Genomic DNA, 13,460 nt, shown 5'->3' with positions numbered 1-13,460 from the left:
AAGCCTCCTGTCACTTCGACTGAATTATGCTCGGAATAAGAAAGACGCACCATAAGAAGCGACGTAAATCTGGATTTCAGATTTGCGTCGCTTTTTTACTTATCTCCGCATGGGTTAGTGTTTATTATTCTATTTCTACTTTCTTAGAATCGCTTTCAATTTTATAATTTTGACTCTTTCCGTCTTTAATAACTGTAAATTCTGCTATTGCCGAGATTTCGTATTTACCAGGCTGCTTAATCTTATACTTGTAGTTTTCAGAAATAACAACCTTACCAGAAACTTCTCGATTCTTTCCTTTGTCCGTAATCGCATAGGAATTAATCTGCTTCCCATTACGATCTTTAATCACGTAGACGAACATTTGCTGCTTACTCGAAATCGTCACCTTTTGCTCAAATTCCTTTTTTAGTTCAGCCTTGATCGTGAATTCCTCGTTGACCTTAACTTTTTGTGGGATCGAAAGCGTTACCGAATAATCAGCCTGAGTCATACTAGACAAAGCACCTGCTACTGTACTCGATGCTGTAATTTGAACCGGCTTTATTGACTGACATCCGAGGAAAATTAAAAAAACAATGATAACAATACACTGTTTCAAACCCAATCCCCTCCTCTTACATTTAACGTTGGGATTTAATTTTTGTTTCAGTATCATCTATATTCCTTTTGGGGGAAGTTTCTGTCGGAAATGGACAAGTATATAGCGGTCGGCCTAGAGTTCCGTACCCTTCAACTTCAAATATGGCTATGATTACGGGAGTCTACATTAGCGATACTCCAGGTGACACTATTTATTTAAGGGACGCAAATACTGGAGCCACTACTTCAGGCACCATTGAATATGCTAATGTTGATATATACTGGGGTCAAGGTGGCTACGGATACAAACAACCCAACGGGAATAACAGTTGTGGCGGCACCTTAACCCTTCGTTCGATTATTCTACATTGCTGCAAGAAGATCCAACCAAATAGGTTCGTTCAGTACTAGGACCAAACAGAATGATACCACGCCATCAAACAAACTTGAAAGCGCCGCTATCCTGGTTATTCCAGTTTGCGGCGCTTTCACTTATCTCCATATGGGCTGCTCACCTGTCAGCAGAGCAATGCCCATGGTCAATTCTTCAATCGCCATACGAAATACTTGCGAAGAAACCGCCTGCGTGGTCACGATCTTGCCCAAATGGCTTTCCAGCGGCTTTATTGTTGTAGCATGCTTCAGCGAGTCTCCATCAACCTGCACCTATACCGGATCCTAACTGGTATTCATCACAACTCCCCCAAGATCACTTCACAAGCTCCGTCGGATTCATGCCCGTGAATTTCTTGAATACCGTGCTGAAATACGGAACGTTTTTATATCCGACCTGTTCGGCCACTTCGTAAACCAATGCATTCTTCTCCATCAGTAGCTCCCGGGCCTTCTCGACCCGTACTCGGGTCAGGTAATTGTTGAACGTTTCGCCGGTCATGTTCTTAAAAATCATCGACAAGTAGTTTCTCGAAATATACACCTTATCCGCCAGTCCACCGAGCGTAAGGTCCTCGGCATAGTGCTCGTGAATGTACTCGATCATAAAGTCGACCGCCTGGCGATGCTTGCCGTTCCCGCCCCATTCGCGGCTGCCGAACACGAGCCCGATCTTGGTGATCAGCCATTCGGCAAGCTCGGACGGACGCTGCAGCTTCGCCATTTCGCGCGTAATGCCGTCATACGGGAAGATATCGTCAACGACGGTCCCCGTCTCATAGAAAGCAAAGGCGATAATGCCCCACAGCTCGCCGGCCAGCATGCTGACGTAGGGTTTGGTGATGCCCCCTTCCTCTTCCAGCCGCTTCATATAGTCCCTTATGATCGTCTGCGCCTGATGCTCCTGTGAGGTACGAATCGCGCCGGCCAGCTCCAGGTATAGCTTAACGGGGCGCACCGGAGACTTGGCCTCCGCATTGCCCGGCTCCTGTGCACTGTAGAAATACAGCTCTTGCTCCGGAACGGCCGGCCGGGAAGTCACATCGATCGCCCGGAAGGCTTCTTCCGTCGAGATGCCGATATCCCTTATGCAACTCTTCCGCTCACCGATGCCGATCCGGATCTTCAGCTTCAGGTAGTTCCGCACACAGTCGATTAATCGTACACCCAGCTGCTCCAGCCGCTGCCGCACTCGCTCGGCAGGCTCTGTTCGATCATGATGAATAATGATCACCGAACGGTTGGTGTGGAGATCCGTATGGTCGAAGCGGGGGAATGCCGCCTGCGTAATTTCGCACGCCATATTGCTGATTGCAAATCGAAGGAGGCTCCAGTCCGGCAAGCTTAATTTGGCTGCCCGTTGATCGTAGACCAGCTCGATGCCGATGACCGTATGATCGTGATCGGTCCAATACCGATAAGGCTCCGGAATTTCCGATTGGAGTCCTGATTGCAGCAGGGCGCCGGCTGCGGCCGATTTGACCCACTCCTTCTCCACGAAAGGTTCGTAAAGCTGCAGCTTCTGGAGCAGCTCATCCTGCTTCATGCGCATCTCTTCGCGCTCCTCCAAATCGGATATGGCTTCATTTAAAACAGACTTCAGCGTCGGAAGGCTGATCGGCTTGGATAAGTAATCGCTCACGTTCAGACGCAAGGCTTGACGCGCATATTCGAAGTCGGAGTAACCGCTCAGAATGATCACTTTTCCCGAATAGCCAGTGTTCTTCCGTAGCTGCTCGATCATATCCAGACCATTCATGACAGGCATATATAAATCGGTAATCACGATGTCGGGGCTGGCCGATGCAATCATTTCAAGCCCTTCTTCCCCGTTCGACGCTTCCCCCGCCCACTCTGCATTCAGTTCATCCCACGGGATGGCTTTCCGGATTCCCTGCAGCACGGCGCGGTCGTCGTCCACGATTCCTATCTTCCACATCTGAAGAGCCCCCTTCCTTATTTACAAAAAGGAACATAGCTTCACCCTAACGGTAATACGCCATGCCCGATCGGCTGTGAAACCGCTCAGGCATGACGTAAACCGGAGTAGACTAGAACTATATTAACAGACAGCTTTCACCGAATAACCGAATCATTCTACTCCCTTACTGGCTTCTCGTTCTCACTCATCCATTGTATAGGAGTTATTCATATTCTTGCGCGGCCTTCTTGAGCGATTCATAGGCCTGCTCCGGTGTCGTTCTGCCGAAGCTCAACTCATCCCGGACGAGCGGGAAGTCTTTATCGATGAAGTTCACCCAGCCTTCCGGTCCTGTTGTAAAGATCTGTCCATCCGGCGTCGTGGCGTCGATCAGCTTCATCCCGACCTTCTCGCCTTCCGGCAGATTCGGAATCAGCGACTCCGCGATCTTGGCATTGGCAGGCACGCCCCGAGCGGTGCCAAGAATGGCTCCTGCTTCCGGATCATTGATGAACCAGTCGATGAATTTGGCCGCTTCTTCCTTATGCTTGGAATTCGGCGACAGGCTGAAGTACATGGACGGCTTGAGCCAGCCTCCCGCTTCCTCGGCCCGCGGCATCGTAACCAGATCGTAAGCCCCTTCCTTCATGCTGTCCCATGTAGTGTAGTTATTGGAGAAGGAGTAGCGGAACAGGATTTTGCCGTTGACCAGCAGGTCTGCCGTCGGATCCATTTCCTTGTCAGATGCGTTTAGATCCGCCGGAGGCACAAGTCCGTCCTTGCGCAGCTGTTCAAACTTCTTCGTCCATTCCAGGAACGTCGCTTCATCGATATTGAATTTGCCGTCTTCCGTAATCAAGGTCCCCTTGCCCTTGGCATAGTGGTACGCGCTGAACATGAAGTAGTTGCCGGCATAATCCAGCGTGAAATATTGGCCTTCCGCCAGCTTAGGCTTTACCTCTTCCGCCAATGCGAAGAAATCATCCCAGGTCCAGCCGTTCTCCGGCATCGTTGCGCCCAGCTTCTCAAGAGCCGCTTTGTCATAGATCATCCCGAAAGCAACCGATCCGAGCGGTACGCCGTATTGCTTGCCCTCTCTCTGCCCAATCGGCAGCAGGCTCGGCGTCAATTCATCCAGCTTAACCTTGGTGTCGAGCTCTTCCAGCTGGTTGCGGGAGGTCCAGTCCGAAATCCAGCCCGGGTCCATTTGGAAAATATCCGGCTCATTATGCGCCGCTGCCTGCGTAGAGAGCTTATCCAGATAACCGTCCATCCCGGAGTATTCGGGCTCGAAGGTTACATGCGGATTCTTCGCCGTATAAGCCTCCAATGCCTTGAGTGTCGCTTCGTGACGCGGCTGCGAGCCCCACCACATAATCCGGAGCTTGACGTTGTCTGCCGAACCGCCTTCGGCCTGTGTATTGTTCTTGGTGGAGGTTGAGTTGCCTGTGCTTGTGCCGGTATCTCCGTTACCGCCGCCGCATGCCGCTGCCAGCAAGGAGAACACCATCAATAACGCGAGAATCTGCAATCGCTTCCATTTGTTCATGCCGACTTCCCCCTAGAAACATTATATTGTGGTCAATATGATCCTATCAATTCTGGAATGACGGGTGTATAAGAGAGATGCACAATTTATTATAAAATCGTCCTGATTATGCTTCACGTCTGTGCTTCTTCGAGCCTTGGGAAGATGATCGTTACAACCACTCCTTCAAACTCGCCGTCCTTAACGTGGATCTCATAATTGTCATTAAAGAACGCCGAGAACCGCTCTCTCACATTCCGAATCCCGTAACCGCCCTTGCGGCGATGGCTCCCTATGCTCTCGGGAGCAAGCCCGCTTCCGTCGTCGGTAATCGTCATGCGGACCCGGCCTCCCTCTTCTTCTGCCTTAATCTGAATTCGGCCGCTTTGCCTTGCATTGAATCCGTGAATGATGGAATTCTCGACGAAAGGCTGGAGTGTCATTTTGGGAATGAATAGATTCCGGACTTCCTGAGAGGCCTGTACCTCATATTCCAGTCCGTCTTCCCACCGGATCTGCTGAATTTCCAAATAGCATGCGACATGAGTCAGCTCGTCTTCAATCGTAATAAAGCTCTCTCCATGCGATAATCCGATACGGAACATGCGGCCCATCAGCTCCAGAATGCGGCTCATCTTCTCCTGTCCCTCGGCAATCGCCATCCAGTTCAGCTGGTCCAAGGTGTTATATAGAAAATGCGGATTAATATTGGCTTGGAGCGCTTCGATTTCGGCCTTCCGCTGCTGCTCGTAACGCTGCGCCAGGGAGGCGTACAATGCCTGGATTCGCTCATTCAGTCTGCGAAACCCTGCAAACAGAATGCCGAATTCATTCGTGTAATCGCCGGCCAGCTCCGCTTGCTTCCCTCCAACATCGTAATTCTTCATCGCTCTCACTAGCTGGGCGATCGGCTTCAACAATTGCCGGCTTAACCATAGTGTCAACAAGAAAGCCAGCAGTAAGGCTCCGATGCCGATGGTAATAATGACGCCGGCCAGCTTGACGCTGCCTGACGTGATTCGCTCCCACGGGGTAATCTCCACCAGCATCCAGTTGGAGTCGGCGACTTTGGAATAGACAACCAGAGACTCCACCCCATGCGGCTGTGTATGCTGCCGAAGCACCCCGGATTGGTCCGCGAACTGCAAATCCTGCTCCTGTAATCCGGTATCTGTCATTGATTTTCCGACGCTCAGCAGCTCCCTGCCGTTCAGATCCAGCAGCATCCGGTTGGAATCCTTGGCGTATCCCTCGAGAATCCCGCGGATCCAATCCGCCTTCACATGCACGACAAGAATGCCCAAGTATCGGGAGTTGTTGTATACCTTGCGGGAGAAGCTGAGCACAGGCACGTTCCCTTTATAGGTCGTTAAATCATGCTCCTCTGACCAGGAGAAGTCATTGTTCTGCAGCAACGGATACCATGGCTGTGCCTCAGCAGCCTTTAATTCATGGAATTGAATGTAGCTCTGCCGATCCCCCCACTCCGGCTGTTCCATATATAAATCGATGGCTTGAATTTGCGGAATCGAATACGTAAGATGAGCCAGCGCTTCCTGGATGCCTTTGGACCGCCTGTAGTGGTTGAACTCATCTTCTTTTCCCGACAGAAACGTAAGCAAATCATGGTCCCTGGACGTTGTCAGCGATATTTGCTCGATCGATGTCAGGCGGCCCGTAATTTCATTGTTCAGCTCCTCGAGCAGCCTTTTCTGGTAATACGACGTGTTGTCAGCCAATTCCCGCGAAGTCATGGCATAACTGGTCCATACCGTGATCGCCAGCACAATCGTGATCAGCCCAGCAAAGCAAATAATAAACAGGGAATCGATCCGGTATCTCTTGAAGGGATTGATCATAAGCGCTCATCCTCCATGCTCCATGCTTATCCATTCCGATCCGAAAAAAACATTGAAGCCGTGCGGCGAACCGCTGCCTCAATGTTTTCTCATTTTATAATAGATCGGCAGAGCTAGCCACTACCCTTTCAGTCCAGTGGTAGCCACGCCCTCCACAAAATATTTCTGGGCAAAGACAAACAGCAGCGTTGCCGGCACAATGGATACGAGCGACATCGCGAGCAATTGTCCCCATTCCGCGCCGCCTTGTGAATCGTTAATCATCCGTAACGCCAAGCCTACCGTGTATTTGTCAACGGAATTAATGTATAGGAGATGGCCAAGGAAATCATCCCAGTTCCATAGGAAGCAGAAAATGATGACCGTCACGATGGAAGGCTTCATCAAGGGCATCACAATCCGCCAGTAAATCCCGAACCAGCTGCATCCGTCGATCTTGGCCGATTCATCCAATTCCCGCGGAATCCCGCGTATGAATTGAACGAGCAGGAAGACGAAGAAGGTTCCTCCCGCACCTCCCGCTAACGCATGGGGCACGATGAACGGCAGGTAGGTGTTGACCCAGCCGAACTGGTGGAACATCGCATACTGCGGAATGATGAGCACTTGGCCCGGCAGCATCAGCGTGAGCATGAGCAGCGAGAACCAGAAGCCCCGAAGCGGAAAGTCCAGCCTTGCAAATCCGAAGGCGACCAGCGTACAGGAGATGACCGTTACGATGATGACCGCCGTAATTAAATAAAAGGTATTCAAATAGAAGTCGGTAAAGGTGAAGCCCGGAACGGAATTCCATCCGTTAATGTAATTGGACCACTGCGGCACGGACGGGAAGAGGGTCGGGGAACTGAGCTCCTGGTTCGTTTTCAGCGAAGCGCCAATCCACCAAATGACCGGATACACCATCACCAAGCTGAATAGGATGAGCACCGCATGGCGGATCACGGAGTTCCATTTGTGTCTGGTCATTTTCTTTTCCCTCCTTGGCTCTCGGATTCGTAGAATACCCAGTATTTCGACGTCAGGTTAATGATCACGGCGGCAGCGACAATCAAGATCAGCATGATCCAGGCCAGGGATGAGGAATAGCCCAGCTGATAGCGGCTGAATGCCCGTTCATACAGGTATAACGCATACACATAGGTCGAGTTCATCGGCCCGCCGCCGGTGATGACGTAAGCAGGCGTAAACATCTGGAAGGAGTTAATGATCCCCATGATGAGATTGAAGAATAACGTGGGCGACAGCATCGGAAGCGTGATTTTGACAAATTGCTTCAGCTTGCCCGCCCCATCCACTGCGGAGGCTTCATACAGATCATTCGGGATCTGCTTCAGGCCCGCCAGGAAAATCACCATCGAGGAGCCGAATTGCCATACCGATAAGCCAATCAGGGACCATAATGCGGTATCGGGGTTCGTGACCCAGCCCGTTCCGGGAATTCCGAAGAATCCAAGCACTTTGTTGAAGAAACCGTCCACGCCGAAAATATTCTTCCACAGCAGGGACACCGCGATGCTCGCCCCGATTAAGGAAGGGAAATAAATGGCCGTCCGATAGACGGATATCCCGCGCACAGCCCTTTTCAGCAGGAGCGCAACCATCAGCGCGGCAATTAGCTTCAGCGGCACCGAGGCGAGTACATAATAAAACGTGAGCTTGAGTGATTGGGCAAATTTGTCGTCCGCCGTAATGATGCGCTCGTAATTGTCCAGGCCGACCCACTCGATCGGCTTCATGAGGGTGTAATTTGTGAAGGAATAGTACAGGGACAACAGCATCGGATAGGCTGTCAACGCCAGAAATCCGATCAACCAAGGGGAAATAAACAGATAACCTGCAAGGGGAGAGTCCCAGCGCTTGCGAAATGGCTTTTTGCGAACGGGTATTTCGGATGCTAAAGATGTTGCTCGTTCCATGAATTCACTCTCCTTTTCCGTACTTTAAGTATAGAAGGAGAGCCGCCGGGAACTACATAAGACAATTGCTCAAAATCATTCAATATTTTCAGAATGTGTCGTCAGGTAGAATTAACATCAATCCCAATCCATAAAAGACGTCGCCTTCAGCTCGCTTTCCCTGCAATCTGGACAGTTAGACGGATCGGGACGTTGTGCTCGATCGGTGTCTGTTTCACAGGGTGGTTTTTGAAACCGTAGCTGAGTAAATCGTGATCCAGCTTAAATTGCTTGCGTATATGGGCGACTTCTTTTTTGTTCATGGTTCATCAGCACTGCTTATTTTCGTTTAGCTATGTGGTCCGAGCATCATTTGTCCATGTCCAAGCAACGTCAAGCTATGGCTAAGAGTGCCTCTCTTCCTGTAAGTTCACAATAGTTACTTTCAAAATTCAGATGAGGAAGGAAGCGAGATGATGAGCAGCAATTCACTAATGGGATTCGCCCCTGCGCTGGGCTGGAATTCATGGAATACCTTTACATGGGATATTAACGAACAGTTGATTCGGGATGTCGCTGACGTATTTGTATCGGAGGGTTATCTCGAGGCAGGGTATGAGTACATCGTCATTGATGATTGCTGGAGTTTGAAGGAACGGGATGCGGACGGTAATCTGGTTGCTGATCCGGAGAAATTCCCGAATGGTATGAGAGCGCTTGCAGATTATATTCACGGGAAAGGCCTGAAATTGGGCATGTATTCTTGCGTAGGCACACATACTTGTGCTGGCCACCCGGGCAGCTTCGAACACGAGTTCCAGGATGCTGCGCTGTTTGCCGAGTGGGGGGTCGATTATTTAAAATACGACTACTGTTTCAAGCCGCGCCACATCTCCGGTGAGCTGCTGTACAAACGGATGAGCCTCGCACTCAAAAACTGCGGACGCGATATCCTGTTCTCGGCCTGCAACTGGGGAGCCGACAACGTATATGACTGGATTCGTGAATCCGGCGCACATATGTACCGTTCCACCGGCGATATTCGAGATAACTGGGAATCGGTGAAGGAGCTGGCCCTGTCACAGCTGGGGAAACAAAGCTACACAGGCTCCTTCTGCCATAATGACATGGATATGCTCATTGTTGGCATGTACGGCGGAAGCAATAACGACTTTATCGGCACGATCGGCGGCTGCAATGATATCGAGTATAAAACTCACTTCTCGCTCTGGTCCATGATGGGTTCACCGCTCATGATCGGATGTGACGTGCGTAAGGCCAACCAGGCAACGAAGGATATATTGCTCAACCCTGACCTGCTTGCCATCAATCAGGATGCAGAGGCACGCGGAGCATATCGCATCAAACCTGAACCGCAATGGTTCCACACTGACGATGTATTCATGCTCGTTAAGGTGCTTACGGATGGCGATCTGGCCATTGGCTTCTTCAACCTGAGTGACAGCCAGCGCGAACTGTCCCTGCAATTCTGGGATATGGGGCTGCCTTACGCCGCAGGTTATGCTTTATCCCTCTATGACTGCTGGGAGCATAAGGAACTGGGTGTGTATCGAGAACGCTTCGCGCCAGTTGTTGCCGCTCATGATTGTCTCGTCGTGCGGGCCAAACTGGTGAAGTAAATGGCTCACAGTCGCCTGTGCACCGCCTGTCGGGTTCCGCTCTCTTCCGATGATGTGGGAATCTATCTCAAATTAGTCTCACGCACAGCCCAGCAATTCCTCTGCATCGACTGTCTCGGTGTGAAGCTGAATTGCGGACGGGAGCCCATTGAGAAGCTGATTCGTTATTTCCGTGAGTCCGGTAACTGTGCTCTTTTTCGTTAATATGGTGTCTTCATCCATTAGCGTAGAGCTTGTTCCTCCATACCGGGTTCTGCTCGTTTCTGATGCAGCATCATGTAGGCTGAAGGTGTATGTGATGTGGCCTTTTTGAACACTCTGGAAAAATAAAGCGGATCATGATAGCCAACAGAGTAAGCTACGGACTGAACGGGTAAACCGGATGTCTTCAACAGCTCGCAGGCGCGCCGGATACGGCATGACGCAATATAGGCTGACACCGATTCGCCAGTGGCTCCTTTGAATTTCCGAAACAGATAGCTGCGTTCCAGATTAACGGCCTGTACGATCTCCGTAACCGTTAATGATGGCTTCCAATAGTTCTGCTCAATGTACTTTCTCGCCAGCCACACATAATCCTTCGGCTCCTCCTGCTGATCTCCAGGGTAATATTCCATGTAATAGGAGAGCAGCAGTTGTAAACGGGCATCCGCCCGCAACACTTCACTCGGCGACGCACCGGCGTTCCAGGCCAGATGAAACCAGGGTTCCAGGGGCTCCGGCGCTGCTGGCAGTACAGGATGCTGGACCGTAAGCTGTGTCAACTCTACAACTCGTCCGGCGTCTCGCCCGTTGAACTCCATCCATACGTATTCCCAAGGGTCAACAGGGTCGGGGTAGTAATAGATCTCCTTTTGCGGAAAAATGATAAAGCTCTCTCCGGCACCCAGCCGAAAATGCTGGCCCCCGGTTTCCAATGTGCCCTGCCCTCGAATGATGTAATGCAGCGCATAGACGTCACGTACGCCGGGTCCCCACTGATGCAGATTGACCGGTTTGTGACCGCCGCTGATAAAATAAATCTGGCTTGCTCTGCTTCCGTCTCTCCATAACGAGTCCACATCCCCACCCCCACTCTTGATATCAGTCATTATATTATAGAGCAGCATATTTGTAAGCGTATCCACACATCTTGAATCGGCATGAATTCTACGTTCAATTCAGAGAGGAGAATGTTGTGTTGCTTAGAATGGTCACCGTTGAGAATGGTCAAGTCCAGGGACTGCCCGCTGCAGACCCTCGTATTACGAGCTTTAAAGGAATTCCGTTCGCTGCACCCCCGGTAGGCCCGAACCGCTGGCGCGCGCCACAGCCCGCAGAAGACTGGGATGGTGTGCTGAAAGCTTTTGATTTTGCCCCCATCTCCATGCAGGCTCCAACCGTGATCGACGATAATAACATCTATACCCGGGAATGGGCTGTTGACCCGGACCTGCCAATGGATGAGGACTGTCTGTATTTGAATGTGTGGACACCTGCCAAGCGCACCGATGAGAAGCTGCCCGTCTTTGTCTGGTACTTTGGCGGAGGGCTTCAGGTGGGTCACACAGCCGAGATGGAATTCGATGGCGAACGCATTGCCCGCAGAGGCATTGTCGTTGTCACGATCAACTACCGTCTGAATGCCTTCGGTTTCTTGTGCCATCCCGAGATCAGTGCTGAGTCACCGCACGCACCTGCGAACTTTGGACATCTGGATCAGCAGGCCGGCACAGCTTGGGTCAAACGTAATATTGCCGCGTTCGGCGGTGACCCGGATCAGATTACGATTGGCGGGCAATCTGCCGGCGGCGGCAGTGTGCTCAGTCAGATGACATCCCCGCAGAACAAAGGCCTGTTCCAGCGAGCCGTCATCATGAGCGGTATAGCGACCGAACTGTATCCCCATGTGCATGTACCCGCTGTCCGCAGCACGCTGCGGGATGCCGAGCAGAAGGGCGTTGAATTTTTCAGCTTCCTGGGGGTATCTTCACTGGATGAAGCGAGACAGCTGGATGCGGTCACTTTGCGGGATAAGGTGTTAGAATATAAAAGCTTCTGGGGAACGGTCATCGATGATCAGTTCTGTGTAGATGATCCGTTTACACGTTTCATGCAGCATCAACGTGAGCTTGTTCCCGTTATGCTTGGGCATACGTCCTCTGAGTTCTGGACCCGGCCTGCGGTAAGCAGTATGGAGGAACTGAAGCAGATGGCGGCTGAACGATTTGGCGAAGATGCTCCTGACTTTTTGCAGCGATGTGAAGCCGATACCGGCGACCTGGATCATGCACTCGAGAAAGCTTCTGTCCGCATGATCGAATACGCCATTCATCTCCTTATTCGTTCAAACAGCGGTCATCCGTCGGAAACACCGCTCTATTATTATAACTTCGACGCAGAGATTCCGGGCTGGGATCAACCAGGTACGTTTCACTCCGTGGATCTGTGGTTTTTCTTCGAAACACTTGCCAAATGCTGGCGCCCGTTCACCGGCAAGCATTACGACCTGGCTCGCCAGATGTGCAATTATCTGTCCAATTTTATTGCCACCGGTGATCCGAACGGCTCTGATTCTACCGGAAAGCCAATGCCCCACTGGGCCGCTTGCACCATCGAACACCCGTATCTTATGGAATTTGGCGATCAGGCTCAGTTACAACGGGCAGAGCCTGGGCCTGTGCTTGAATTTGTGCTGAAGCAGTATTTTGAACACAAGAACGACCCTGTGGCCTAAGCATACGTATGCTTATGTATATCTGCACCATCCGTTTAACAATAAAGAGATAGCACTGCACCTTCGCATGGCTATCTCTTTATTGTCTAGCTATATTTAAATATCATTAATCCCACTCGAAAGCACCCGTGTACAATTGATAATATATGCCCTTTCTCTCCAGCAAGTGATGATGATCACCGCGTTCCTTAATCTGACCCTGCTCCATAAGCAAAATGTGAAATGGATGTCGTTTATGCATGATGAGCGGAAGTTTTCTGTCTTTTTGTTTATTTTTTTATAATTCCGGGTTTGCCAAAAGATATGTTAGTATTCGTCGCTGCACTGACGTCGATTAACTCCCTGCGATTCTTCACCATCCTGCTGGTAGGAGCCTGCCATGGATCATCGGATCGGCCGCGGTAGGTTCTACCATTCAAACACAGCAGTACACGGTAACGATCATCATATCCGTTATTGCTGTTGTCGGGTTTATCCTCGGGTACATCTATAAAGACAAGTTAATGAACCTGTTCTCCAAGGCAGAGCATACCAAAGAAGCACTGGAACTTGAGGAGACAATTAAAACAAATGAGAGAGATGAGAGAGATGAGACAAACGGAATAAATACGGCGCCTTCTCCCTCGTGAATTCCAGGGAGAAGGCGCCGACGATAACCGGTTGCCCGGTGCGACCTCATCACGAAGCTGTTTAATCTGCTGGATCAGTTCCTAGTGAGCGTCTACTTTACTTATCTCGTCTCTTGTCCGCAGATGAATGGACAGATTCACAATGTCTTGCTTCAAAATATGGGTTAACCAGCCGCGCCACTCGTCCACGTTGCTGAAACCGAGCCTTGTTTTTTGCGTTAACGGACAGTCCCCCGGCTTTGGCCGCCTGGATAAGATCCGCTGCAATATAGGGAGAAAAGGGGCACCCCCTTGACA

The 13,460-nt window shown here is 50.8% G+C and carries 11 protein-coding genes and 1 pseudogene; 2 read left to right on the top strand and 10 right to left on the bottom strand.

The annotated features are described in order from the left end of the window. Positions 1–124: 124 nt before the first annotated feature. The 8 genes from CHH67_RS24500 to CHH67_RS26635 all read right to left on the bottom strand — a co-directional run bounded on the left by CHH67_RS24500 (position 125) and on the right by CHH67_RS26635 (position 8,501). The gene (locus CHH67_RS24500; RefSeq protein WP_095267984.1) at positions 125–601 is read right to left on the bottom strand and encodes a hypothetical protein; all 477 of its coding nucleotides are present in this window, start codon (positions 599–601) and stop codon (positions 125–127) included. A 473-nt stretch (positions 602–1,074) separates the two neighbouring features. Further along, entirely contained in the window at positions 1,075–1,248 is a 174-nt protein-coding gene (locus tag CHH67_RS26380; protein WP_179292220.1) for a hypothetical protein, read from the bottom strand. A 43-nt stretch (positions 1,249–1,291) separates the two neighbouring features. After that, positions 1,292–2,914 carry a response regulator transcription factor gene (locus tag CHH67_RS24495; protein WP_095267983.1) on the bottom strand — a complete coding sequence of 541 codons (1,623 nt, stop codon included), beginning with the start codon at positions 2,912–2,914 and terminating at the stop codon, positions 1,292–1,294. A gap of 205 nt (positions 2,915–3,119) precedes the next feature. Beyond that, positions 3,120–4,445 (bottom strand): ABC transporter substrate-binding protein, encoded by a 1,326-nt coding sequence (locus CHH67_RS24490; protein ID WP_095267982.1) that lies wholly within the window; start codon positions 4,443–4,445, stop codon positions 3,120–3,122. Between the two features lie 113 nt (positions 4,446–4,558). Beyond that, positions 4,559–6,283, bottom strand: coding sequence for a sensor histidine kinase (locus tag CHH67_RS24485; RefSeq protein ID WP_095267981.1), 1,725 nt, complete (start codon positions 6,281–6,283; stop codon positions 4,559–4,561). Between the two features lie 120 nt (positions 6,284–6,403). After that, positions 6,404–7,249: a carbohydrate ABC transporter permease gene (locus CHH67_RS24480; RefSeq protein WP_095267980.1), complete on the bottom strand. Its 846-nt coding sequence runs from the start codon at positions 7,247–7,249 to the stop codon at positions 6,404–6,406. Next, positions 7,246–8,199 carry a carbohydrate ABC transporter permease gene (locus CHH67_RS24475; RefSeq protein ID WP_095267979.1) on the bottom strand — a complete coding sequence of 318 codons (954 nt, stop codon included), beginning with the start codon at positions 8,197–8,199 and terminating at the stop codon, positions 7,246–7,248. Before CHH67_RS24475 ends, CHH67_RS24480 begins: the two co-directional genes overlap by 4 nt. 146 nt (positions 8,200–8,345) lie before the next feature. Beyond that, entirely contained in the window at positions 8,346–8,501 is a 156-nt protein-coding gene (locus CHH67_RS26635; protein ID WP_218832084.1) for a DUF4317 domain-containing protein, read from the bottom strand. Positions 8,502–8,651: 150 nt separating this feature from the next. Here CHH67_RS26635 and CHH67_RS24470 point away from each other — a divergent pair, with 150 nt between their 5' ends. Next, entirely contained in the window at positions 8,652–9,818 is a 1,167-nt protein-coding gene (locus CHH67_RS24470; RefSeq protein ID WP_244908320.1) for a glycoside hydrolase family 27 protein, read from the top strand. Positions 9,819–10,039: 221 nt separating this feature from the next. Here the strand turns inward: CHH67_RS24470 and CHH67_RS24460 are convergent, their stop codons facing one another. Next, positions 10,040–10,879: an AraC family transcriptional regulator gene (locus CHH67_RS24460; protein WP_095267977.1), complete on the bottom strand. Its 840-nt coding sequence runs from the start codon at positions 10,877–10,879 to the stop codon at positions 10,040–10,042. Positions 10,880–11,007: 128 nt separating this feature from the next. Here CHH67_RS24460 and CHH67_RS24455 point away from each other — a divergent pair, with 128 nt between their 5' ends. Next, positions 11,008–12,534: a carboxylesterase/lipase family protein gene (locus CHH67_RS24455; RefSeq protein WP_230875840.1), complete on the top strand. Its 1,527-nt coding sequence runs from the start codon at positions 11,008–11,010 to the stop codon at positions 12,532–12,534. A 650-nt stretch (positions 12,535–13,184) separates the two neighbouring features. On the opposite strand, the pseudogene CHH67_RS26630 reads toward CHH67_RS24455, so the two are convergent. Continuing rightward, a pseudogene (locus tag CHH67_RS26630) lies at positions 13,185–13,460 on the bottom strand (tRNA-dihydrouridine synthase); the annotation flags it as partial.

It is taken from the genome of Paenibacillus campinasensis, assembly GCF_002272015.1.
GTDB classification, from domain to species: Bacteria; Bacillota; Bacilli; order Paenibacillales; family Paenibacillaceae; genus Paenibacillus_AQ; species Paenibacillus_AQ campinasensis.
Note: the sequence above shows the minus strand (reverse complement) of the source record. Positions and strands in the feature narration are given on the sequence as shown.